Raw genomic sequence first — 24,748 nt, 5'->3', positions numbered from 1 at the left:
ACACTTAAGACTTATTGCCCCGTTAAACGCTTAGCAAATGAAATAGCGTAGGCTGTTGAGCGTAGCTTAAGTACTTTGTCATCACTTGGCATAAAGCCTTCAGACAATAGATTTGGGTCATAATTTGTGATGTCGCAACCTGATTCGCCCGTAGATTCTATAGTAAGCTTTCCTAAATTAATTGTTGTGCGTTCAGCGGGCCAACGAACTGAGGGATCCGTTAATGCATCACCTGGCCCGGCTAACTCTGCTTGAAAACGATAATGAACCTTCCCTTTCGCTAAATCCTCTTCAAGTCGCTTAGCCAGAAATGACTTGGGTAATGTTTTCATTTGCTCTTCAGTTAGCACCTGCTCTGGCTTTTCTGGCACCATAGTCCATCTAAAGGCATGCTTAGCACCCTTTTCATCAACCATGTAAAAGGTATGCACACCAAAATAACGCGAAGACACATACGATGCAGGCGGATTATAGTTTTGTAGCCAATTAAACTGCCCTAAGGTACTCGGGTGTTGTTGCCTGTATGCTTTCACTTTTGCAAAATCGATTTGACCCGTTTTTTCGTCAGGTAACAAAGTGCTTAGCAAACCAAAAAATGCTTCAGGGCTGTTACCTGCAAAAACAGGTGTGGTAAGCCCTGCGATATTGTGCACATCGCCATTTTCTAGCACAAACTGCCCCCCCATACCACGTGGTGAACGTGATTTTTCATCAGCGTGAGGGTTACCACCGCCCATAGAAAAACGGATATTCGCTTTAGACGGCGCATTAAATAAAGGGCTGATTGAATACTGTTTTGCGGCTTGATTAGGTGTAAATGTGCCGACAGCGCACACACCTTTGGCGTGACCTTTTCTGATACCTGACTGCTTACCCGAGAGCTTCTCAAATAAATTTATGAAATCTTGCCCATTTACTGATTGCTCCGCAAAACTTGCTGTGGGTAAAACAAGAGATACAGCACAAACCAAAGACTTAATTTTTAGCATTTATCCATCCTTTTAACTTAGTTACATCGAGATGACCCAACAAAGCTCATTATGATTTCATTAAACGAAAAATAGTTTACCCCTATAAAAATACTACAAGCATTTAATAAACTTAGAGTACCTATAAACAATATTAAGATACCCACACTGCAATCAGCAGCTCTTTATAACTAAAAAAGGGCCTAACGGCCCTTTGCAAGTTTATAATAATAAAGGAATCTAAAGAGCGTTTAGAACTTGTACTCTGCACCTACGTAGTAGTATGCACCGTTAAAACCAAATGGTGCTGAGCGACGAGAGTAAGTGAATACACCAGGGCTTGACACTATTGTGTTGCCATTTGCATCAACAATCGTACCCGAGCGCGAATTACCAATGGTGTTCTTATCTGGATAAACATCAAATAGGTTATTAGCACCAATGTTAAACGATAAGTTTTCATCAAAGAAGTAACTCACTTTCACATCCGTTAAGATTTCAGCACCGTATGTTTGACGTCCGCCGTCTTCCACAGTGTACTCACCATAGCGATTCAGTGATAAGTTTACTGTCCAGTCTTCAAGTCGGTAAAGTGCACTTAAGTTAATGCGATCTTCTGGCTGCCACTCTTCGATGATTGACGTTTCTTGAGCAGAAAACACGTCTTCAACAGGAATCGTTTCAAGACCACTGCCTGATGGCGTAAATAAATCAACCACATCTGTTTTGGTGAAGTTAGCAGCAAAGGTGAAATCGAGCGTGCCGCCAAGGCCTTCAGTGTTCCATGTGGCAACTAAATCAACACCTTCTGTTTCTGTGTCCGCACCATTTAAGAAAAACTGACCAGCCCCTGCGCCAGAGCTGACAAGTGCAGCATCAAGTGTATCTGATAAACCTTTGCCTAAACGGTTAGAAATAACGATACGGTCATCAATATCAATCGAATAGTAGTCAATGGTTACGTTGATATTGTCAGTGACGTTATACACAATACCTAAACTACGGTTTTGCGATTTTTCTTCTTTTAACTTAGGAATACCAATCGATTGCGCGAGTGTACTGTCGTTTCTAAAAGTACCTACTTGTTCAGCCACTAAGCTGCCATCATCGCCAACAACAAACTGTGTACTTATATTATTAAAGTAAAGCTGTTGCATCGACGGTGCTCTAAAACCTGTACTCAATGCACCGCGTAAAGAAACATCTTCAGTAATCGACCAATTAGCCGCTAGCTTAAAGTTAACAGTGTCGCCAAAGCCTTTGTAGTTATCGTAACGAAGAGCGCCTGAGATAATAACATCATCGATCACGTAAGTTTCAGCATCCGCATAAAATGAAATCACATCACGTGATTCATCCACAGACGACGCAGGATCAGAACCACCAAAGCCTTGTGTACCACTGGCTGCATCTTCACTACCCACACCACCACTAAGGCCTGAATAAATGCTTACACCATCAACGGTGTCGTAATCACGATAAGCATATTCACTGCCCTCTAAGATGCGGAATTCATCTGTGCGGATTTCAGCACCCAATGCTAATGAAAAATTATCGTAATCTTTTGTGTAATCAAGATTAAGTGTTTGTAGAGATAATTCTAGGCCATATGCAAACGCTGAACGCGGGATGGTGGCACGAATTTCATCTGCTGATAAACCTTGCTCATAACGAAGTAAGTTCGCATACGAACCATTAATTGTGTCACTTGTGGTGTAATCAATGCTGTTTTCACCGTAGGTGTAAGATAAGTCAATACTTGAGTCATTATCGAACGACTTTTTAAAACCTACGTTATAAGACACGTCATCAATAACGGTATTAATTTTCGGTAAGAAGCCCATTGGAATTGTTGCATCACCGTCTTGTAATACAGGGTTACCAGTCGCATTGGCGTTATGGCGGAAAAATGCCGCTGATTCATTTTCACGGTTTGAATAAGTGATAAAGCCATACAGCTCACCACCAGCAAGTTCATAACCAGTATTAACGGTTAAAGCAAATTGCTGAGAATCAGCATCACCAATTCTAAATGTATCACGCGGTGCTGTGAGTTCGCGTGGGTCACCAGCAAGTAAAGTGCCGTCATCAAGCTCCGTACAACCATAAAATTGACATGAGCCATGAAGGCCAGCACGGTTGGTTGGAGCGCGATCACGGTAGTTAATTGTGGTATTTAAATAACCATCATCACCCAGAGCAAAACCTTTGTTAAAATCAATATTAACGGTTTCGCCATCACCCTCTGAGTATTCACCATAGTTAATGGCTGCTTTACCACCTTCTTCAGCATCTTTTAACACGATATTGATAACACCGGCAATCGCATCTGAACCATATTGCGCGGCTGCACCATCACGTAAAACTTCAATGCGCTTAATTGATGCCGCAGGAATAGCATTCATGTCAGTACCTGCGGTACCACGACCTACTGACGTATTAATATGGATGATACTCGCTTGGTGACGACGCTTACCATTGATAAGTACTAAAGTTTGGTCGGGCCCCAAACCACGTAGTGTAGCCGGACGCAGCGCATCAGTACCATCACTGATAGACGAGCTGGAAAAGTTAAAAGAAGGGGCGATAGCTTGAAGCATACGGCCCACTTCTGTTTGTCCTGTATTTTCAAGTGCCTCCGCACTTAAAATATCAACGGGTACCGGTAAATCCTCAACTGAGCGTCCTGCTACACGACTACCAACAACAGCGATTTTCTCGATATTTTCTTCTGCAGCTTGTTCTGCTGCAAATGCCTGATTATTGCTTGCAAGTAGTAACGGCACGACTGCAGCACTGACCCCTGAAAGGTTTTTCATGTTGTTATCTTTCCTATTGATTTGTTTGAGTTTTATACTCAGTAAACCAGTTTGATCAACAACCGCATCGAGCTTAGTTCCTTGAAGCATGGTCTCAAGTGCATCTAGCTTGGTATAAAAACCAAACACCGACTGTGCTTGATATTGCTTAGCAAGCTCAAAAGAGAAAATAACCGTTTGGTCTGTTTGCTTAGCGAATTCAATCAAGGCTAAATCTGCTCGTTGCGCTTTAATATCAAATTGCAGCATTTGCTTTTCAGCAGCAATGGCTGGTTGCCCCATACATAAGCCGTAGACAGCCATCGACGCTGGAAATAAATGCAATTGTTTACTGCGCAACTTAATCAAACAGTTCAGAAAGAAAAATCCACTATGTAAATTTAACTTTTTTTTATTTAATTTTTTGTGATTAACATTAACAACGTGAAAATCATTTTTTTTCATGAGGGAAATTAGCTTTTACTTTCAAAACTTAAACTAACACGATGCTCGCCTAAGCGTTGATGTTTAACCGCTAAATTAGCGTGTAACGACTCAAGTAATCCTTTTATATCGCCAGCCTTGAAAACGCCCGCAACTTTTAAAGAAGTTAAATCAGGATCAGTCAATTCAAAACGGGTAGCCGTGTAACGGCTAACCTCTTGTAGCGCTTCACCTAAAGGCTCACCATTAAAAATAATCATGCCATGCTGCCATGCTAAATCTCGTTGTACATCATCCATCGACAGTTGTTTTACAGGCTCTGTTTTACTGTGTTTTATAAGCGCTTTTTCACCCGAGACAACCACGTTCGCATGGAGTTTTTTTATCGATAGACTCTCGTTTGAAGCATCTTTTAAATGCTCAAAGTCATTTGCATCAACAAGCGTGTGTGGCTCTGCTATCATTACTTTGCCCTCTGTGACTACCAACTCAAGATCTGATGAAGTGTTACGCTGAACATTAAACACGGTGCCAAGAGCAGTAAAAGACTTATCCCCAGCAATGACTGTAAAAGGTCTGCTCGCATCCTTGGCGACATTGAAACGCCCCTCGCCTCGATTCAATATAAGTTGACGACGATCGCCCGTGTATACCACTTCTAACTTTGTATTGGTGTTAAGCTGAACAATCGTGCTGTCTGGCAAGACATAGGTTGCCTGCTCACCGACTTTGGTTCGATAAATCTTTGTAAATTTCGCATGGTCGTCTTCAGCTGATTGCCAATAACTTGAGTAAATCAGTAAAACACAACCCAGTAACATCACAACTAGAAAACTTGCTGCGGTTGCCAAGCCAAAAACCGCTGGTTGTTTATGCTGAGTTTTTTCAGGAAAAAGGCTACTTAGCTCATTGAGCACACTCATTTCATCCCAAAGTTGAGCGAGTTCAAATAACGCATCTTGATGGGCATTGCTTTGTTTTGCCCATTGTTGTAGCTCACGCACTTCTTTATCAGATAAGCCTCTGTCAATTGCGCTTACCCAACGACTCGCCTGAGCTTGAATCATATCTTTCGACGAAAAAGGATGAACATTACTCATTTATTCACCTCTTTGGCGGTTACATCAGTGGTATTTAATTGATTTAGTTGCTGAGTGTCATGTGCTTTCATGGCATGCAATGCATGCAGGAGCCCTTTGGCGATATGCTTTTCAACTGTACTTTCGCTTAACTTCATTTTAATTGCGATTTCCTTTTGGCTTAGACCATAGACCTTTTTTAAAATAAAACACTTTTTAACTTGAGGGCTCAACTCGTTAGTCACGCGGCAAAAAAATAAAAAACGCTCTTTTGAGGTGACTTCATCTTCAAGTGCCATTGAGCGCATCTGATTGGTGACTTGTTGATGCTCGTCAAGGGACTCTTTGTATTTATTATCCCATTTCGCAACGTGATTTAATGCCAAGTGCTTAGCAGTTTTAAGCATATAACTGTGGGTATATTCAATATTTTGCTTAAGATCAGCCTCGTAACTTTTAATAAACGTTTCTTGAATTATATCTTCAACGTCATCAGGGCTGACAATACGTGCAACAAATCGTCTGAGTTTGCTTGATATGTCAGTAAATGCGGTAATAATTCCTGTCTGTTCCGTCATCCGTAACTCGCACTTGTTATTTTATAGCTAAGGTTACGAGATTTCATTTTAATTACAAGACAATTTGTTAATTTTCTGTTCCTCAAGTAAATAAAGTTTTCATGAAATTATAAAAAATCTCTGTTTTTCGAGTGACTAAACTGTTTTGAGGCTTTAAAAACCAAACTGGCGCATCTGCATCAGCGAGACAATTGGGTAATATTTCAATTAGCTCGCCTTTACTAAGTTCATCCTGAATGGCTATACGCGATTTAATAGCAATACCATGCCCTGCAATTGCTGCTTGAGTCATGTTATCTGAGTTTGAAATAGTAAACCGAGTACGCGCATTATGGTGAATGACTTGATTATTTTCGATGAGCTTAAGCTGACGCTGCCACGGTAAACATACCCAATAATGATCAACTAAATCATCCACAGACTTCGGCATGCCATATTTTTCAAGATAACTTGGAGCAGCACACAGAATACGGGAATTAACAGCAAGTTTTCGAGATAATAAATTAGAGTCAACTAACTGTCCTACCCTAATCGCCACATCTTGTGCGTCATCCACTACATTCACAAAATGATCTGTGATCATAAAATCTAATTTTAAATCAGGGTATTGTTGCTCAAACTGATTAAGCCTTGGCATCACAAATTTAGAAAAAACCCATGGCGGCATGGTGACACGCAATAACCCTGATATTGCCGAACCTCTTGCACCTATTTGATGTTCAGCATCATACAACGCTTCCAAAATTGCACTTGCGCGTTGGTAAAAGACGTCTCCTGCCGGTGATAACCTTATCCGCCGACTATCTCGAAAGATAAGCACGGTAGAAAGTGCCTTTTCGAGCTTACTTAAACGGTGGCTCACTGTTGCTGGCGATAAGCCTTGTGCTTTTGCTGCCGCCACGACCCCTTGGTTCTCAACAACCGCTATAAATGTTTCTAAATCGGATAGGCTATACATACTTTCAGTTCAACATTTTCGAATTTAGCTTTCACTTTTGCCTAGTATATATAAAAAAATAAAACACTATACTGCATTTTTTATCCTAATGGTCTGGAGCCACACTATGTCTTTAAAAAGCCAAATTGACGCATTCGAAGTACAGAAAAAAGCAAATGTTCCGAGCGATATCCTAAACTTAATGGACATTACCACCGAGAAACTGATCGCTGAGCAGTTAAATCAACATGCATTACCAGTAGGCGCCGTATTTCCTGACTTTAGCTTGCCAAATAGTCATGGTGAAACCGTGACACTCTCGCAGTTATTAGACAAAGGACCTGTGGTGCTTAGTTTTTACCGTGGCGGTTGGTGCCCATACTGTAACTTAGAATTACGTGCGCTAAATGCACTGAAGGACGAGTTTGCTAAACACCATGTTCAACTAGTAGCAGTTTCACCACAGTTACCTGATCACTCGTTATCAACTGAACAACAGAATGAATTAGCCTTTACGGTCTTATCAGATGTTGAAAATACACTAGCAAAAGCATGTGGATTAGTGTTCACATTAGATGAGCGCTTAATTCCAGTATATAAAGAGCTGGGCTTAGATATTCCTACTGCAAATGGGGATAACAGTTATGAACTTCCTCTGCCTGCAACCTACGTTATTGATAAAGACCGTACTGTTCAATATGCATTTGCTAAAGAAGACTATACTCTGCGTGCAGAGCCAAGTGATGTTTTAAATGTGGCAAAAGGGTTGCAGAATGCGTAATGTCAGTCTATCAACTAAATTATTATGTGCTTGTATATTAATGTTTAGCACCTTTATTGGGAGTGCAGCTGTGGCAAAAAGTCAACCTCTTAAAACCCCAAAAGTAATTGTATTTGATGTTAACGAAACCTTACTAGACCTTGAACAAATGAGGCATTCTGTCGGAGAAGCACTTAACGGACAAACACAACTATTGCCTCTTTGGTTTTCGACCATGCTACATCACTCATTAGTTAGCACCGTGACGAATGACTACCATGATTTTGGTGAAATTGGTGTCGCAGCATTAATGATGGTGGCAAGTAACCATCAAATTATTATTACTAAAGAGCAAGCAAAACTAGCGATTGTACCACCGCTTTTATCTCTTCCAGCACACCCTGATGTAAAGCACGGACTTGCTCAGCTTAATGATAAAGGCTTTAAGTTAGTAAGCTTTACTAATTCATCAAATAAAGGGGTAGCAGCGCAATTTAAACACGCTGAGTTGACGAGTTTTTTTAGCGACCGATACAGCGTTGAAGATATCAAGGTATATAAGCCCGATCTTCGCTCGTATCAGTGGCTACTTAAACAACTTGATGTAGCACCAGATGAGGCGCTGATGGTGGCCGCTCACGGTTGGGATGTCGCTGGTGCAAAAGCCGCAGGTATGCAAACTGCCTTTGTTGCAAGACCAGGTAAAGCGCTATACCCACTAGCGACAAAACCTGACTACATTGTTAATGATATAAAAGAGCTCGCTTTACTACTTAATCGTTAATTAAACCCTCAGAAGACTACAAACGGTAGTCTTCATACTTTTATTGTTCGCTTCGCACACAACTCAGTAATTTTAATGTATAGAGCATTCATTATTTAGTCTAAAAAACAAACCAAAAAGTAAACTAAATGGTGTACCTTTAAAAGTTTTAGGTATACACTGGTTGCGCTTAATCCTAGCATGGTTCGCCTTTTCATGACTTGTGGGCTATCGACTATGCTTACTATACTTAACAATTGGACTGTGGAGTAAACATGCGTCTGTCTTTCGCACCTGCCAAATTATCATTATCTATACTATTTTTGATCGCTGCACCACTTGTATTGCAAGGCTGTTCCGAAGCCCCTAAACAACAAGAGCAAATGCATCCTGCTGCTGTTGCTACAATGACCATAAAAACAGAAGATGCACCATTCACGATTGAATTACCAGCAACCCTATCAGGCTCTAAAGAAGTTGAAGTTCGAGCGCGTGTAGCGGGTATTTTAGAATCGCGTAACTTTGAAGAAGGCCAGCGTGTTGAGCAAGGGCAATCACTATTTACTATTGATCTTGAACCATACCAGCTTGCTGTTGATCGTGCCCAGGCGGCTCTTGATGGTGCTAAGGCATCGCTGGTACAAACTGAACGAGACGTTAAACGTTTAGGAAAACTGCGTGCAGAGAAGTCAGTTTCACAACGCGATTATGATAACGCGAGCTCAGCTAATGATATTGCCAAAACAAACCTTGCAGCGGCCAAGGTTGCGCTAAAAGAAGCACAATTAAATCTTGAATATGCCCAAGTAAAAGCACCTGTTGCGGGTGTGATGGGACGTGAATTTGTTTCTGAAGGTACGTTTGTTTCAGGCCCTGACGTTTTACTCACGCAAATGACCCAGTTTGACCCTATACGTATTCGGTTTGGCTTATCAGAGCGCGAACAACTACAAATGCGTCAAGATGTTAAAAATGGCTCACTAACTTTACCAGAGCAAGGCCATTGGAGAACGCAAATAAAACTTCAAGATGGTTCTTTATACGCTAAAACTGGCGAAGTGAACTTCTCTGATGTACGAATTAATCCGAACACCGGTACCAGCGAGTTTCAAGCTGTGATCCCAAACCCTGATTTTCAGTTACGACCTGGCCAATTTGTCCGAATTGAGCTAACTGGCGCGGTACGCAAAAATGCCATCATCGTACCACAACGCGCCGTACTCGATAACGGCACAGGCAAGTTTGTTTATGTTGTAAGTAAAAATGAACAAGGTATGGATGTAGCACTACCTGCGCCTGTTGAAGTGGGTGAATGGATAAAAAAACCAAACAATGAGCAATTCCAAAATTTTTGGTTAATTCGCAGTGGTTTAAAAGAAGGTGACCAAGTTATTGTTGATGGCATGGCACGTATTTTCTTCCCAGGTATGCCAGTCAATGTTGGCAAACCAGCCGCTAACTCAAGCCACGCAGAATAAGCACAGGGAGTCTTATGTTTTCTCGTTATTTTATAGACAGACCGATTTTCGCGTTTGTTATATCGATTGTTATTGTGCTTGCGGGGCTTGCTGCGATGCGCAGCTTACCTATTGCTCAGTACCCTGAAATAGCGCCTCCTGTAGTGCAAGTGACAGCTTCCTATCCAGGTGCATCTGCTGAGGTACTCGAACAAACAGTGGCAGCGCCGATCGAAAATGCAATAACTGGTGTTGAGGGCATGATGTATATGTCGTCTACATCAACTAGCTCGGGTTCGACCACAATCGAAGTAACATTTGAAATTGGCACTGATGTCGATCAGGCCGCAGTCAATGTTAATAACCGTGTTAAGCAGGTTGAAGCGCGCTTACCAGAAGAAACACGCCGCCAAGGTGTGGTAGTACAAAAAGGCTCTTCTAGCTTTTTACAGGTACACGCTTTTTATTCACCAGATGGTTCTCGCTCAAGTTTGTGGACATCAAACTATGTCACTATGAATGTGCTGGATCGTATTAAACGTATTCCAGGCACTACGAGTGTGCAAATATTTGGTGCCAAAGATTACGCCATGCGTATTTGGTTACGTCCAGATGTTATGAGCCAGCTCGGTGTCACTGTTGAAGAAATCTCAGCCGCCATTCGTGTGCAAAACTCACAATATGCTGCCGGTAAAATTGGTGCGACACCAACGTCTAAATCTCCTCAGGAACTGGTTTACAGTGTGACGGCACAAGGGCGTTTGTCAGAGCCTGAGCAATTTGAAAATATTATTATTCGCTCAAATCTTGATGGCAGTAGCTTAAGATTAAAAGACGTAGCACGCATTGAGCTAGGTTCAAAAGACTATAACTTTAAAGGCACAATAAACGGCAAAGAAGCGGTACTGTTGGGTATCTTCTTACAACCTGGCGCCAATGCCCTAGATGTTGCTGAAGAAGTAAACAGTGTTATCGAAGAAATGAAAAGTCAGTTCCCTATCGGGCTTGCTCATTTAACCTCATATGACACAACTCGCTTTGTTGAAGTATCGATTCGTGAAGTAGTAAAAACACTGCTTGAGGCTATGGTATTGGTATTCTTAGTCGTGTATTTATTCTTACAAAACTGGCGCGCGACCTTAATACCTACTCTTGCAGTGCCAGTATCACTACTGGGCACATTTGCCGGCATGTACATGCTGGGTTACTCAATTAACTCACTCACCTTGTTCGGCATGGTGCTGTCGATTGGTATTGTTGTTGATGATGCCATCGTGGTGCTTGAAAACGTTGAGCGTATCATGCACGAAGAAGGCTTAGGCGCAAGAGACGCCGCGGTTAAGGCGATGGGTGAAGTTAGCGGCCCGGTGGTGGCGATTGTTCTCGTACTGTGTTCAGTGTTTGTGCCTATCGCATTTTTAGGTGGCTTAACTGGTGAATTATTCCGCCAGTTCGCAATTACCATTTCGATTGCTGTAAGTTTATCGGGTGTGGTCGCCTTAACAATGACGCCTGCTCTTTGTGTGCTTATTTTAAAACAAGAACACAAGCAAACAGCCCGTTTCTTCTTATGGTTTAATGCTACTTTTACAAAAATCACAGGGCGATATGTTGGTGCCGTTGGCTTTATGATTCGGCGCGGTTTACTCGGTTTAATTCTTATGACGGGGATGATTGTTGCAACTATAGGCCTTTGGCAAAATACGCCTGGTTCATTAGTGCCTGATGAAGACCAAGGTTATTACATCTCTGCGATTTTCTTACCTGACGGTTCATCACTTGAGCGCACCGAACAAGTCACGCAACAAGTTGTAAAAGCAGTGCAGTCAAACCCTGCTAACGAGAACGTGGTGGCCTTTACAGGTTTTGACTTTATTGGCGGTGGTTATAAAAATAGTGCTGCCACTTTATTCGTGACACAAAAGCATTGGGATGAACGTGAAGTTGATACCAAAGCATTGGTGCAAGAACTATTCATGAAAACAGCAGGTATTAAAGAGGCGCTGGTGCTTGCCTTTAATCCTCCGGCTATTTTTGGTTTAGGTAATACCGGTGGTTTTGAATTTTACATTCAAAACAAAGGTGATAGTGACCCTGATAAGCTTCAGCAAGCCATGCAGTTAATGACAGCCGAAGCGCAAAAGAGCCCTATCATCAGTGGTCTGCAAACACTCTGGCGACCAGATGCCCCACAATTAAAAGTAGATATTGATCGTGAGCAAGCGCGTGCTATGGGTGTTGAGATAGATGCTGCATTTAATGCCCTTGCGGGTAACTTAGGTACTTATTACGTTAACGACTTCAATAAATTTGGTCGCGCATGGCAAGTACTAATGTCTGCTGAACCTGAGTTTAGAATGAAGCCTGATGACATTGGCCGTATCTATGTTAAAAACAACCAAGGTACTATGGTACCGCTTTCAGCCTTTACCACGATTGAGTATAGTCGTGGTCCAGAAAACCTTAACCGCTACAACAACTTACCAGCAGTTAAACTGATGGGTAATGCAGCGCCAGGCTATAGTTCAGGTCAAGCCATTGCTGAGGTTGAACGAATTGCACAAGCCGTGTTGCCCCCTAATATGACCTACGAATGGACAGGCTCTGCATTCCAAGAAAAACGCAGTTCGGGCACCACAGGAATTGCCTTAGGCCTTGCTGTGATCATGGTATTTTTGATTTTAGCAGCGCTATATGAACGTTGGTCATTACCATTTTCAGTTATGCTTGCCCTGCCATTTGGTACCTTTGGTGCGCTTATAGCAGTTTGGGTTGTTGGCATGACAAACGATGTGTACTTCCAAATTGGTCTGGTAACACTACTTGGTCTTGCCAGTAAAAACGCGATTCTTATCGTTGAATACGCCTTGATGAAACATCAACAAGGCTGGAGCGCAAGTACTGCTGCACTTGAGGCTGCACGTTTACGTTTTAGACCAATCATTATGACTTCGCTTGCATTCATTTTAGGCGTAGTGCCTTTAGTGCTGAGCTCTGGTGCAGGTGCAGGTGCCCGTCATAGTGTTGGTACCGGTGTAATGGGCGGTATGATGGCCGCAACATTCCTTGCAGTATTCTTTGTGCCGCTGTTCTTTTATTGGTTAACAGCGCGTAAATTAACTGAAAAACGCTCAAGACAAGAGCTTGCTGATGAGATAGCAGAACATCATCAACAAGAACATGTCAAAACCCAAGAGGGTAATCTGTAAAAAATGAAGGGCAAACAATGAGTTTGCCCTTTTTTTGATTATTTGATTACTAGCAATTTACAGCTTCCAACGCTAGTATTAAGGAAAGATGTGTGGAGTACAGCATGAATAATCAAAAATTAGCCGAATTTGAACAGTTTTTTCAAATCAACGAGAGCAACCGTGTCAATTTATATGCCGTTGAACCAAGTGCTGTGCCAAAAACCAATGCTGAACTTGAAGCGGATATCCCTGCTCTATTTAAACTTGCCAACGAAGTAAACGAACTTGAGCAAACAAGCTTACGACCACTGCGTAATCTAGGTGATGTTGCACAAGAACTGGCAGCCTTTTTACAGGCGCAGTCTCGTAAAATTGATTTAATTATGAGTCACATCTTAGCCTCAGAGCAGCCTGACGATAACGCAAACTATTGCGATAGTTATGGCGGTGGCGGTGTAAAACTTACCTCAACTGATGTGTATGAATTAGGCCAAACATTTCGCACTAAGTTATTCTTGCAACACGAAGCATCAGCTATTTATTGCTATACCGAATTAGTGGCTATTGAAAAATGCGATGATGATAAATACCAATATACTTTATTGTTTACGGCCATTCGTGATGCTGACCAAGATTTAGTCGTAAGAGCGGCCTTGCACGCACAAACACGCCAACTTAAAAAACGTCAGCAAGAAAACAATCAGCAAGACAGTTAAAAATCACGCTTTATCGCGCACAAAAAGCTGACATCTATGGCTAAAATGCTAAACTAGCCCCACCTTAGTTTGTTTAATACCTTCATGAAATTTAGACTTTTACCTGAATGGGCTGAGCAAGATGCCGTTATGCTCACTTGGCCTCACCAAGACACAGATTGGGCAGCAAATTTAACAGCTGTTGAACCTGTGTATGTAGCACTTTGCCAAGCAATAAGCCAACAACAAGATGTTGTGATTGTGGCCCATGATAATGCCCTAAAAGCACATATTGCAGCTTTACTTGCAAATGCAGATGTCGATGCTAATCGCATTCACTTTGTAGTGACACCGTGTAACGATACCTGGGCACGCGACCATGGTCCATTAACCTGTGCGAATATTGATGACGCAACAGAGTTAAAAGTAATGGATTTTATTTTTAATGGCTGGGGCAATAAGTTTGCAAGTGATCTTGATAATCAAATTAATCAAGTGCTTGTAAAACAAGTGGCTAACCCTAAAAATGGCTATCAGCAAAGTGAGCTGGTTCTTGAAGGCGGTGGTGTCGAGATCAATGAACACGGCGTGCTACTCACAACCAGCGAATGCTTATTAAACCCAAATCGTAACCCAGAACTTACAAAAGCAGATATAGAACAAACGCTGGTTGAGCAACTAGGCGCTACGTCGTTTCTTTGGGTTGATCACGGTTACCTTGCGGGTGATGATACCGACAGCCATATTGATACGCTGGTACGTTTTGCACCAAACAATACCCTTGTTTATGTTAAGTGCGACGATAAAAATGATGAGCACTTTGCAGCCGTTGATGCAATGGAAAAGCAACTGCAAACATTTAAGACAGCAGAAGGTGAAAACTACACGCTGATTGCCTTACCTTGGCCAAAAGCGGTATTCGATGAAGACGGTGACAGACTCCCTGCCACCTATGCTAATTATTTAATTATCAATAAAACCGTTTTAGTACCAATTTATGGTGACGAAAACGACCAACTGGCGCTTGGTCAGGTTGCCAAAGCATACCCAGATCACACTGTGGTGGGTATTAATTGTGTGCCAATTATTCACCAATTTGGCAGCTTACACTGTATTACAATGCAATTACCGCGCGGCTTTTTAGCAGGAACAAACAATGACTAAACCAACGCATTTAAAGGTTGCTCTTGTTCAGCAATCAAACACCGATAATGCTCAAGACAATATGGCTAAATCAATTGCTGGTATTCGTGATGCAGCAAGCCAAGGCGCTAAGCTTATTGTTCTTCAAGAGCTACACCGCAGTTTATATTTTTGCCAAACCGAAGATGTAGACGTTTTTGATTTAGCAGAAACAATCCCGGGCCCAAGCACAGACTCCTTAGGTGCACTTGCCAAAGAACTCAATGTGGTGATCGTGTCATCATTATTCGAAAAGCGTGCTACGGGTCTTTATCACAATACTGCTGTGGTACTTGAAACTGACGGCAGCATTGCCGGTAAATACCGTAAAATGCATATTCCTGATGACCCAGGCTTTTACGAGAAGTTTTACTTCACACCGGGTGATTTAGGTTTTGAGCCTATTCAAACCTCTGTTGGTAAACTAGGCGTATTAGTGTGTTGGGATCAGTGGTTCCCAGAAGCTGCACGCTTAATGGCAATGGCTGGTGCTGAAATTTTAATTTACCCAACAGCTATTGGCTGGGACCCGCGTGATGAAAAAGACGAGCAAACACGTCAAAAAGACGCCTGGGTTATTTCACAACGTGCTCATGCAGTTGCCAATGGTGTACCTGTGATCAGCTGTAACCGTGTTGGCCACGAAAGTGATCCGAGCGGTCAAAGTGAAGGTATTCAGTTTTGGGGCAACTCGTTTATCGCGGGTCCTCAAGGTGAAATCTTAGCCGAAGCGAACAACAGCGATGAGCAATTATTAGTTGTTGAATTAGACCAAGCACGTAGTGAAAACATTCGTCGAATTTGGCCTTACCTTCGTGATCGTCGTATCGATCACTATCAGGACTTAACCAAGATTTATCGAGACTAAGCAGTAAAAACAGTTTAAAGGAGTAGTAAATGGCGTTTGCGCAATGGGCAGCATTGCCTTGGGTAAAATCTGAAAAAGATAAAATTCAATGGGGACAACTTACCGGTAGCGGACTTAGCATCGCCATCGCAGAAGGTGTAAAACAACACAACGAGCTGGTTGTGATTGTCACCCCAGACACACCAAGCGCCCTACGCCTTGAAACTGAACTCGAATTTCTATTGCCTGAAAACCCAGTCATGGTCTTCCCTGACTGGGAAACGCTACCTTATGATCATTTTTCGCCCCATCAAGATATTATTTCTGCGCGCTTAGCCACGTTAAATACCTTAAAAAAAGAACAACAAAGCGTACTAATTGTGCCTGTATCGACCTTGATGCTACGTACTGCCCCTGCTTCGTTTATTTATGGTTCAACCCTTAACTTTAAAGTGGGTGATACCTTAGATACTCACACACTGCGTGAAAACTTAGAACAAGCGGGCTATTTACATGTACAACAAGTGATGGAGCACGGTGAATACGCTATCCGTGGCTCTATCGTTGACTTATACCCTATGGGTAGCCCTCACCCATTTCGTTTAGACTTTTTTGATGATGAGCTCGACAGCATTCGTTTGTTTGATGTTGAAAGCCAGCGCTCAGATGAAAAGGTCGACAAAATTGAGTTACTGCCCGCTCACGAGTTTCCAACTAACGACGCTGACATTGAGCGTTTTCGTATCAACTATCGTGAACAATTTGGCGCAAGCTCTGAGCAAGACTCAATTTATATGCAGGTGACTAAAGGAACCTGGCCTGCGGGTATCGAATATTACATGCCCCTGTTTTTTGATGGACTGGCAACCATCTTCGACTACTTACCAAGCAATACGACGTTTATGCATTTTGGCGATATCGAGCATGCTGCGGATCAGTTTTGGCATGATGTGAATGTACGCTATGAAAACCGCCGTGTTGATCCGCTCAGACCTTTACTTGAACCTGTAAAGCTGTATCAAAGCGTTAATGAACTATTTGGTGAGTTTGGTAAATATGCACGTATTCGTTTATCACAAGCTAAGTTAGGCACCAAAGCGGGTCACACAAACCTTGCTAGTAAAGAGCTGCCGAATGTACGTATTGATCATAAGTTACATGAACCGTACCAAGGTTTAATTGACTATGTTGCCGGCGAGAAAAAACAAAAAGGCCGCGTGCTGCTCTCGGTTGAATCGGATGGCCGCCGCGAATCATTACTCACCTTATTAAAACCAAGTGGTTTAAAGCTTAAAGAATTTGAATCGTTTAGCGATTTTACCAATAGTTCGAGTGATGTTGGCCTTATTGTTTCACCGCTTGAACAAAGTGTGGTGTTAGACGGTAAACCGCGTTTAACCATTATCACAGAGCAAGAATTATTAGGCATTAAGGTCTCGCAACGTCGCCGTCGAAAACATAAGTATGAAGCCAGCCAAGATGCGCTTATTCGTAACCTTGCTGAACTACGCGAAGGCCAGCCAATTGTTCACCTTGATCATGGTGTAGGCCGCTACCAAGGCCTTGAAACTATCGATGCTGCCGGTGTGATCACTGAATTTGTTACGATAATCTACGCTAACGAGGCAAAGCTATACGTGCCCGTTTCTGCGTTACATATGCTTAGCCGCTATTCTGGTGGTGAAGAAGCCTCTGCCCCGCTCCATAAATTAGGCTCCGATGCATGGGAAAAAGCAAAGAAACGTGCCGCTGAAAAAGTCCGTGATGTGGCTGCTGAACTGTTAGATATTTACGCAAAACGCCAAGCAAAGCCTGGCAATAAATTTAACCTTGATGGCAGTGCTTATCGTCAGTTTAGCGACAGCTTCCCATTTGAAGAAACTGACGATCAACGCAACGCCATTGAGTCTGTGCTCGGTGATATGCAAAGCAAGCAAGCGATGGACCGTTTAGTATGTGGTGACGTTGGCTTTGGTAAAACCGAAGTGGCAATGCGCGCAGCCTTTGTAGCCGTGAATGATAATAAGCAAGTTGCGGTACTTGTACCCACCACACTACTTGCACAGCAGCATTATGAAAACTTTAAAGACCGCTTTGCCGATTTACCAATCGAGGTGGGCGTTTTATCTCGCTTTAACTCAACCAAAGAGCAAAAAGATACCCTAGATAAAATGGCCGAGGGTAAATTAGATATCGTGATTGGTACTCACAAACTTATTCAACAAGATATTCAATTTAAAGATTTGGGCTTATTGATTGTTGATGAAGAGCACCGTTTTGGGGTGCGTCAAAAAGAAAAAATCAAAGCATTACGTGCCGATGTCGATATTTTAACGCTCACTGCGACCCCTATCCCACGTACGTTGAACATGGCAATGAGTGGTATGCGTGACTTATCAATCATTGCCACACCGCCAGCGAAACGTTTAGCGGTTAAAACCTTTGTTAGACAAAGAGATGCTGAACTTATTCGCGAAGCGATTCTGCGTGAGATTAAACGCGGTGGTCAGGTGTATTTCTTACACAATAATGTTGAAACCATAGACAGAGTTGCAGAAGAAATCACTGAATGGGTACCTGAAGCCAGCGTAACAACCGCACATGGTCAAATGCGAGAGCGCGAGCTTGAGCAAATTATGAGTGATTTTTATCACCAAAAATATAACGTGATTGTGTGTACCACGATTATCGAAACCGGTATCGATGTACCGACTGCCAACACCATTATTATGGATAGAGCGGATAAACTCGGTCTTGCACAGCTGCATCAGTTGCGTGGCCGTGTTGGCCGCAGCCACCACCAAGCGTATGCCTACCTACTGACTGGCAACCCCAAATCGTTAACTAAGGATGCCGTTAAGCGCCTAGAAGCAATTGAATCACTGGAAGACCTAGGTGCAGGTTTTGCCCTAGCAACGCACGATTTAGAAATTCGTGGTGCCGGTGAGCTGCTTGGTGATGATCAATCAGGTCAAATGCAAACCATTGGCTTTAGTTTGTACATGGAAATGCTTGAACAGGCGGTTAACTCCCTCAAAGAAGGCAAAGAGCCAACCCTTGAGAACTTGCTCGGTCAGCAAACTGAAGTTGACTTAAAGCTGCCTGCGTTATTACCTGATGATTATATTCATGATGTAAATGCGCGTTTAGGTATCTATAAACGTATTGCAAGCTGTGCTAACCTCAATGATATGGACGAGTTACAGGTCGAGCTGATTGACCGTTTTGGTCTGCTGCCTGACGCCACGAAAAACTTATTCAGTCTGCAGCAATTAAAACTACAAGCAAGTCATATTGGCATTAAGAAGATTGAAGCAAACCCGAAAGGCGGCTATTTTGAGTTTAGCCAACATACAAAGGTTAACCCTAGCTTCATTATAGGTTTGATACAAAGTGCACCGCAGGTGTACAAAATGGATGGCGCAAACAAACTGCGCTTTGCTATTAGCGAGGCAAATCCTCGTGAACGCTTAAAAATGGTCACTGCAATGATTGCAGATTTCGAAAAAAAGGTTAGCCATTAATGTTGTTTAGAAATAGTTTTATTTTGCTTTGCTGCTTATTTACGAGCTCAGCCTTTGCAACTCGCTGGTTCGAAATTGAAGTTCTTATTTATAAACAGCGCCCTGCCCCTTACTTACAAGAAGATTTCAGTTTAAAACACGATGAAATCAATGCAAAAAACAAACTGGATTTGCTCACGCCAGCCCTTGAAGAACAAGCAAGGCAAGCCTGTATAGAGGGTGACAGTCGTTTTAAATCAAACTCATTTACAGACAGTCTAGTTAGCAACTCACCACACTCTAATGTGTGTGATGATAGTGTTGACTTTTTATCTAGCTATACGCAATTACCTGTTACACCTTCAGTTAAGTCTCGTGAAGATACTAATGAAATATATCTTATCGCTTCATCAGATTTACAATTTACTGAACAAAAAAACCAGCTGGATAGAAAAGGGTTGACCCCTATTTTACATACCGGTTGGCGTTTCCCTGAAATGAGCCAATCAAGAGCGCCCAGTATACGCCTATTTGCTGGAGAGCATTTACAAGCTGAACAATCAACTACTCCAAATGTTGATAACGACTTTATAAGCTTGGTCTCACCTACACAGCAATATATACCTGACACAATACAAAGTGCTCCTAAGTGGGAGTTAGATGGTTTAATGAAAATCTATGTACGCCATTACCTTTTCATTAATGCCGACTTTGATATTAGCAAACGTTTAGAGACTGGTGACTACGAGAAAGCTCGCTTCTCACAATTTAAACGTGTGATAAGTAATGAAATACACTATTTCGATCATCCTAGAATGGGGATGATTGTACAAATACGACGCTACAACCATTAATGGAAATGACTATGAAAAAATATATGGTAATTGCTGCAACAGCGCTTGCATTAGCTGGCTGTTCAAAAGTAAGTTTAGAAAATTACGAAAAGATCAAAATCGGTATGGATAAAACAGAAGTAGAGGCTATTTTGGGCTCTGCTGATAAGTGTGAAGAAAAAACACTACACACTAACTGTATTTGGGGTAACAAAGATAAAAATATCGAAATAACACTCGTTTCTGACAAAGTTTCGCTATATAGCAAAACAGGTTTAGACGGTAAATAACTTCCTCGTAGGGTGGCTCAAGCTACCCTACTCCTTTTCTTCAACTTGGCTGTAAATTTGTTCTATATTCACTATTTTGCTGCGATTTAACGTGATTTTATAGCGTTGATACAACGTTTCTTGCCCACTTTCACTAAACACAAGCACCAAATTCAATTGATACCGTCTTTCAACAGACTGTTTTGATATTTTATTACTCTCTAAATGATACAGCTTTCCTTCACCACGTTTTAAGTAACGAGCAAACGGCGCTAAACTAAAGTTAATTGTTTGCTGCAAGCTATCATAACCAGGCAAGAACTTTTTCGCATTAACTTGCGTTTCACTAGCAAAATGTAACCACTGTGCAGCCTGCTTATTTTGGTGGCGACGTTTTGAAAAGATTTTCCTTACCTTAAGAGGAATACGCTTAAAAGAGGTATACTCAAGCCAAATATACTGACTGGCAATTTTATCCTTTGTAATACTATTTCTAAACTGAAAACGCCACTTTGGACGCCCTCTAACAATAGCACGCCAAATCACCCGCGTGATATCTTCTTTAAATATCTCACGTAGACCATAAATGACTCCTAAAATCAAAATCAATGTGGCTGTGACTTCAGTAAAGTTAGAACGCGCATTAAGCACAACAAGCATCACAAAAGCCATGATAACTGCTGTGACTGTGCCTTTAACCATACGTTTTAGGTAACTATTCAAGTAACGCGTATGTCGGCTTAAAATGACGCCATGCTCAATTAAGCGCTGCAATAACCGCATTTTATTCGTAATGCGATTGGCATCCTCTATGGTTGATTGCGAGTTATATTCTTGCTCTTCTCTGTAGTTATTTTCCGCTTTACAAAATTGCAGTAAATCACCTCGCTCTTTTGCATAGTCACTACTTCGCGGCCCCTCGTCTAATAGCTTTAAAAATGATTGTTCAACGTGCCAACTTAAATAATTATCTGCGTTCTTATAAAATGGTAAAAGCTTTTCATCATCTGGGGTATAGCGTCTTAACTTTTTCAGAAGACCTTGAGTTTGTTCACATAGCTCTATTGCTGCGGGGTAAAATAATTCTGCTTCTTTATATTGCAAGGTGTCTTTCACATCGGCATTCAATGCAAGCCTTACTTGGTAGCAATACAAGTTTAAGTTTTGGCGATAATCTTGCTGCTCACCTTTATTTTTACTGACAAAGCGACTGCGTACTAAAGGTAAGTGAATGTTGTTAGCATTATAAGCTAAGTGCGATTTAAAATGATTATTAAAATAGGATTCTTCACTGAGTGTTTGCGGGTTCACACTCATTTCATTGGGAATAGAGAAATACAGGTCGAGACGCTGCTCTGAACGTGGGTTAAGCTCAGGCTCAATAATAAAAGATAAGTTTTCGTCTTGTTTAAGCAATATTACCTCGTTTGTTAAAAATACCTCTATAGTTTACGCGTTGATAGACTTTCAGACAATAAAAAAGGCCCAGTAAAAACTGGGCCTTAGTATTCATTTCAAGCTAGATTAGAACTTAACGTTAATACCAGCGTGGAAACGACGACCTAGTACATCGTATGTGTACGGGTCAGTGTTTGAGTCATTGTTACCTGAGTAGTAAGGTGGCTCTTTATCAAACAAGTTGTTAACACCTGCAGATAACGTCACACGGTCAGATACAATGTATGAACCGCTGATGTCATGATAAACAACAGATGGTGTTGTAGGCGCTAAACAGCTTGAATCATCGATACATAGGTAGCTATCCATACCAGCGATGTAACGTGCTTTATATGTTGCATCCCAGCTTTCGCCGCGTGCTGATAACGTGAAGTTAGACTTAAGGTCAGCATAACCACCTGAACCAGAAGTGATAAGGCCAGCGTAATCAACTGTGTCATCAAGAACCGTTACAACGTACTCGTCTAGGTATGTTGTATCAAGCGTTGCTCTCCAGTTAAGACCCGCAGCTTCAAAGCTGTATGTTAAGTTAAGGTCAAAACCAGACGTTTCTTCAGAACCAATGTTTTGTAATTGGTTGTTGAATTTAACACGACCTGTGCTGTCCATGCTGATGTTAGCAGATTGACAAAGTGTCGTATTTGCGTTGTTAGACGTAGCTAAACATTGGTCAACAATGTATTGCTCGTTTACTGATGCAATTGCATTCTCGATTTCAATTTTGTAGTAATCAAGTGTCATGCTGAAACCGTCTAGCCACTCTGGGTCATATACGATACCAGCTGTTAGCGTGTCAGCTTCTTCTGGAGTAAGTAGTGAGTTACCACCAACAGTTACTTCAGCTTGGTCTTGAGCACCTGGGAATGTGATTTGCTCGAAAGATGGTGAGTTACCTGAGTAAAGCTCATCAACTGTCGGCGCACGGAATGCTGTTGAAACAACGCTACGTAGCATTAATTCATCGTTTGCTTTCCATGTTAAACCTAGTTTCCACGTTTCGTCAGAACCAAATGTGCTGTAATCAAACGCACGGATAGCAGCGCTTAGTTCAACATTTTGAGCAAATGGTGCATCTGCTAATAGTGGTAATGCAAACTCAACGTATGCTTCGTTTACGTCAAAGCCACCTGCAGTTGGTTCAACCATTGGATCGTTTGCAAGGCCTTGTGCTGTTAGAGAATCTGGTGTGTACCATGCTTTCTCTTGACGACGCTCAACACCTGCTGCGAATGCAGCATAACCAGCTGGCATTTCAAACATTTCGCCTGAAACAGATGCAGCTAGGATGAATAACTGGCTACCACCGTTGTTTACTTCAGTGTAAACATTCTTACGGAAGTCATCAGATACCCATGCAGATTGGTCTAATGGGTTGAAAGTACCTTCAAGAATTTGGTCTTGGATAGCACCCATGTTGTGAAGGTTGCTTAGCTTATCTACTGAGTCGTTACGACCGAAGTTAGCTGAAACGTCCCAAGAGTAATCGCCGATGAAACCTTGTGCACCAACAACAGCACGTACAGTATCAACAGATTGTTCGAAGTAACGAGCACCTGTGTCAGACATACGACGGCCGTAAGAAATCATATCACCGTACTGGTAGTTTCTTTCTTGAGTCACGTAGCTGCCATCAGCATTTTTATCTAGGTAGCCGTCACCATCAAGATCAACACGCTCATCATAGCTTTGGCTAAGAAGTGCGTTACCCATGTTTTCAGTGTATTCGAAATCGAACCATACTGGTTGTGGAGCCATTTGTTGCTCTGACCAACGCTTAGTGTATGTGAATTCAGTGAATAACGACGTATCGTCAGATAATTCGTATGTCGCGATACCTGTAAGGTTTAAACGCTCCATTGGCGTGTAAAGGTAGCTAGCTGGTGAGTAGTTGTAGGCATCAGCATTGCCATAACGATGATAATCACCACCACGACCTGTTACACCGCTGTCGTTGATTAGAGAAACTTGAATGTCCTCACCCTCAGCGTTAACCGTTGTACCTTTTTCACCATTACCATTCCAAATGTGACCGCCTTCGTTGTATGAAGAACCAGTACAGTATAGGCCATTACTACCTTCAGCTAGAGGACACTCAGAGAAGTCGCGGTCTGCTTGAGAAGCTTTACCACGGTCAGTGTACTGCATACCGATTACGATATTACCTTTGTCGAAAGATGTACCTACAGTGAAGTCAATTGAGTTTTCTGTAGCATCGCCTTCGCCAGTGATCGCAGTATTTGCGTTCATGTCTAGGCCTTCGAAATCATCTTTAAGGATAATATTTACAACACCTGCTACTGCGTCAGTACCGTATACAGCTGATGCGCCATCTTTAAGTACTTCAACAGAACGGATCATTGAAACTGGGATAGTATTTAAGTCAACAGTCGATGCTGCGCCTGTACCAGAAGCGATCATACGACGACCGTTTACAAGTACTAATGTACGACTAGAACCTAGACCACGTAAATCGATACGTGCGTTACCGCCTGAACCATTATTGATACCAGGGTTAGTCATCGCGCCGCCAGTGGCAGTCATTTTTTGTAATACGCTATCGATGCTTGTTGCACCCATTGCTTTAATGTCATCAGCGCCAATAATTGTTACTGGGCTAGCGTTTTCCATATCAGAACGCTTGATGCGTGAACCAGTAACTTGAATCTTTTCGATTGACTCAGCTGCATCATCAGCAGCTAAAGCTTGCATGCTTGAGAACATTGGGATAGCTGAAACAACAGCTAAACCAAGAATTGATTTTTTCATGTGAAAACCCTACTTGTTGGAAATTTACCTTTATTTAGGTAGCGCTCGTTATTATTAGAATCACGAGTCAGCGGAGGGCAACTTAGGCGGGTTTAACTGAACGAAAACTGAATGAGAGATCAAATAAAATACAGTTTAATTTTTAAGTACCTGATGGGGGTAATAAGGTTTCACGATGTATCAATGTTAACAATAAAAAACACTTACATTACATAAAGAT

Annotated in this window: 17 protein-coding genes; 10 read left to right on the top strand and 7 right to left on the bottom strand. The window is 42.0% G+C overall.

What is annotated here, in order from left to right:
* Positions 1–11 precede the first annotated feature (11 nt).
* The 5 genes from L3V38_RS03880 to L3V38_RS03860 form a co-directional block, all read right to left on the bottom strand.
* Entirely contained in the window at positions 12–989 is a 978-nt protein-coding gene (locus tag L3V38_RS03880; RefSeq protein ID WP_237118434.1) for a catalase family peroxidase, read from the bottom strand.
* A 230-nt stretch (positions 990–1,219) separates the two neighbouring features.
* Positions 1,220–4,231, bottom strand: coding sequence for a TonB-dependent receptor (locus L3V38_RS03875; protein ID WP_237118433.1), 3,012 nt, complete (start codon positions 4,229–4,231; stop codon positions 1,220–1,222).
* Between the two features lie 8 nt (positions 4,232–4,239).
* Positions 4,240–5,310, bottom strand: a complete 1,071-nt coding sequence (locus tag L3V38_RS03870; protein WP_237118432.1) for a FecR domain-containing protein — start codon at positions 5,308–5,310, stop codon at positions 4,240–4,242.
* On the bottom strand, positions 5,307–5,867 hold the full coding sequence (locus L3V38_RS03865; RefSeq protein ID WP_062569255.1) for an RNA polymerase sigma factor: 561 nt from the start codon (positions 5,865–5,867) through the stop codon (positions 5,307–5,309). Before L3V38_RS03865 ends, L3V38_RS03870 begins: the two co-directional genes overlap by 4 nt.
* 82 nt (positions 5,868–5,949) lie before the next feature.
* A complete protein-coding gene (locus tag L3V38_RS03860; RefSeq protein WP_130150042.1) occupies positions 5,950–6,825 on the bottom strand; it encodes a LysR family transcriptional regulator in 876 nt (291 codons plus the stop codon).
* Between the two features lie 106 nt (positions 6,826–6,931).
* Here L3V38_RS03860 and L3V38_RS03855 point away from each other — a divergent pair, with 106 nt between their 5' ends.
* From L3V38_RS03855 to L3V38_RS03810, 10 genes are all read left to right on the top strand, one after another.
* Positions 6,932–7,585 carry a peroxiredoxin-like family protein gene (locus L3V38_RS03855; RefSeq protein ID WP_237118431.1) on the top strand — a complete coding sequence of 218 codons (654 nt, stop codon included), beginning with the start codon at positions 6,932–6,934 and terminating at the stop codon, positions 7,583–7,585.
* 40 nt (positions 7,586–7,625) lie between these two features.
* Positions 7,626–8,348: a haloacid dehalogenase type II gene (locus tag L3V38_RS03850; RefSeq protein WP_237118762.1), complete on the top strand. Its 723-nt coding sequence runs from the start codon at positions 7,626–7,628 to the stop codon at positions 8,346–8,348.
* Between the two features lie 254 nt (positions 8,349–8,602).
* Positions 8,603–9,805: an efflux RND transporter periplasmic adaptor subunit gene (locus L3V38_RS03845; protein WP_237118430.1), complete on the top strand. Its 1,203-nt coding sequence runs from the start codon at positions 8,603–8,605 to the stop codon at positions 9,803–9,805.
* A 14-nt stretch (positions 9,806–9,819) separates the two neighbouring features.
* Positions 9,820–12,993 (top strand): multidrug efflux RND transporter permease subunit, encoded by a 3,174-nt coding sequence (locus L3V38_RS03840; protein ID WP_130150046.1) that lies wholly within the window; start codon positions 9,820–9,822, stop codon positions 12,991–12,993.
* Between the two features lie 104 nt (positions 12,994–13,097).
* On the top strand, positions 13,098–13,691 hold the full coding sequence (locus L3V38_RS03835) for a PilZ domain-containing protein (RefSeq protein ID WP_237118429.1): 594 nt from the start codon (positions 13,098–13,100) through the stop codon (positions 13,689–13,691).
* Between the two features lie 84 nt (positions 13,692–13,775).
* Positions 13,776–14,834 carry an agmatine deiminase family protein gene (locus L3V38_RS03830; protein WP_237118427.1) on the top strand — a complete coding sequence of 353 codons (1,059 nt, stop codon included), beginning with the start codon at positions 13,776–13,778 and terminating at the stop codon, positions 14,832–14,834.
* The gene (locus L3V38_RS03825; RefSeq protein WP_237118426.1) at positions 14,827–15,720 is read left to right on the top strand and encodes a carbon-nitrogen hydrolase; all 894 of its coding nucleotides are present in this window, start codon (positions 14,827–14,829) and stop codon (positions 15,718–15,720) included. Before L3V38_RS03830 ends, L3V38_RS03825 begins: the two co-directional genes overlap by 8 nt.
* 29 nt (positions 15,721–15,749) lie before the next feature.
* Positions 15,750–19,223, top strand: a complete 3,474-nt coding sequence (mfd, locus tag L3V38_RS03820; protein WP_237118425.1) for a transcription-repair coupling factor — start codon at positions 15,750–15,752, stop codon at positions 19,221–19,223.
* Positions 19,223–20,056 carry a peptidoglycan binding protein CsiV gene (locus tag L3V38_RS03815; protein WP_237118424.1) on the top strand — a complete coding sequence of 278 codons (834 nt, stop codon included), beginning with the start codon at positions 19,223–19,225 and terminating at the stop codon, positions 20,054–20,056. Before mfd ends, L3V38_RS03815 begins: the two co-directional genes overlap by 1 nt.
* A gap of 11 nt (positions 20,057–20,067) precedes the next feature.
* The gene (locus tag L3V38_RS03810) at positions 20,068–20,325 is read left to right on the top strand and encodes an outer membrane protein assembly factor BamE (RefSeq protein ID WP_237118423.1); all 258 of its coding nucleotides are present in this window, start codon (positions 20,068–20,070) and stop codon (positions 20,323–20,325) included.
* A gap of 27 nt (positions 20,326–20,352) precedes the next feature.
* Here the strand turns inward: L3V38_RS03810 and L3V38_RS03805 are convergent, their stop codons facing one another.
* Both L3V38_RS03805 and L3V38_RS03800 read right to left on the bottom strand, forming a co-directional pair.
* Positions 20,353–21,720 carry a hypothetical protein gene (locus tag L3V38_RS03805; RefSeq protein ID WP_237118422.1) on the bottom strand — a complete coding sequence of 456 codons (1,368 nt, stop codon included), beginning with the start codon at positions 21,718–21,720 and terminating at the stop codon, positions 20,353–20,355.
* A 108-nt stretch (positions 21,721–21,828) separates the two neighbouring features.
* Positions 21,829–24,528 carry a TonB-dependent receptor gene (locus L3V38_RS03800; protein ID WP_237118420.1) on the bottom strand — a complete coding sequence of 900 codons (2,700 nt, stop codon included), beginning with the start codon at positions 24,526–24,528 and terminating at the stop codon, positions 21,829–21,831.
* Positions 24,529–24,748 lie beyond the last annotated feature (220 nt).

The sequence above is a fragment of the Pseudoalteromonas sp. L1 genome, assembly GCF_021728095.1.
GTDB lineage: Bacteria > Pseudomonadota > Gammaproteobacteria > Enterobacterales > Alteromonadaceae > Pseudoalteromonas.
The sequence above is the reverse complement of the archived record's forward strand: the minus strand, read 5'-3'. Positions and strand labels throughout refer to the sequence as shown.

Excerpts from the sequence above, each read along its gene's own strand:
- L3V38_RS03855 (WP_237118431.1), top strand. The coding sequence starts at position 6,932 with ATGTCTTTAAAAAGCCAAATTGACGCATTCGAAGTACAGAAAAAAGCA.
- L3V38_RS03800 (WP_237118420.1), bottom strand. The coding sequence starts at position 24,528 with ATGAAAAAATCAATTCTTGGTTTAGCTGTTGTTTCAGCTATCCCAATG.
- L3V38_RS03860 (WP_130150042.1), bottom strand. The coding sequence starts at position 6,825 with ATGTATAGCCTATCCGATTTAGAAACATTTATAGCGGTTGTTGAGAAC.
- L3V38_RS03880 (WP_237118434.1), bottom strand. The coding sequence starts at position 989 with ATGCTAAAAATTAAGTCTTTGGTTTGTGCTGTATCTCTTGTTTTACCC.
- L3V38_RS03875 (WP_237118433.1), bottom strand. The coding sequence starts at position 4,231 with ATGAAAAAAAATGATTTTCACGTTGTTAATGTTAATCACAAAAAATTA.
- mfd (WP_237118425.1), top strand. The coding sequence starts at position 15,750 with ATGGCGTTTGCGCAATGGGCAGCATTGCCTTGGGTAAAATCTGAAAAA.
- L3V38_RS03815 (WP_237118424.1), top strand. The coding sequence starts at position 19,223 with ATGTTGTTTAGAAATAGTTTTATTTTGCTTTGCTGCTTATTTACGAGC.
- L3V38_RS03845 (WP_237118430.1), top strand. The coding sequence starts at position 8,603 with ATGCGTCTGTCTTTCGCACCTGCCAAATTATCATTATCTATACTATTT.
- L3V38_RS03840 (WP_130150046.1), top strand. The coding sequence starts at position 9,820 with ATGTTTTCTCGTTATTTTATAGACAGACCGATTTTCGCGTTTGTTATA.
- L3V38_RS03825 (WP_237118426.1), top strand. The coding sequence starts at position 14,827 with ATGACTAAACCAACGCATTTAAAGGTTGCTCTTGTTCAGCAATCAAAC.
- L3V38_RS03835 (WP_237118429.1), top strand. The coding sequence starts at position 13,098 with ATGAATAATCAAAAATTAGCCGAATTTGAACAGTTTTTTCAAATCAAC.
- L3V38_RS03870 (WP_237118432.1), bottom strand. The coding sequence starts at position 5,310 with ATGAGTAATGTTCATCCTTTTTCGTCGAAAGATATGATTCAAGCTCAG.
- L3V38_RS03865 (WP_062569255.1), bottom strand. The coding sequence starts at position 5,867 with ATGACGGAACAGACAGGAATTATTACCGCATTTACTGACATATCAAGC.
- L3V38_RS03830 (WP_237118427.1), top strand. The coding sequence starts at position 13,776 with ATGAAATTTAGACTTTTACCTGAATGGGCTGAGCAAGATGCCGTTATG.
- L3V38_RS03850 (WP_237118762.1), top strand. The coding sequence starts at position 7,626 with ATGTTTAGCACCTTTATTGGGAGTGCAGCTGTGGCAAAAAGTCAACCT.
- L3V38_RS03810 (WP_237118423.1), top strand. The coding sequence starts at position 20,068 with ATGAAAAAATATATGGTAATTGCTGCAACAGCGCTTGCATTAGCTGGC.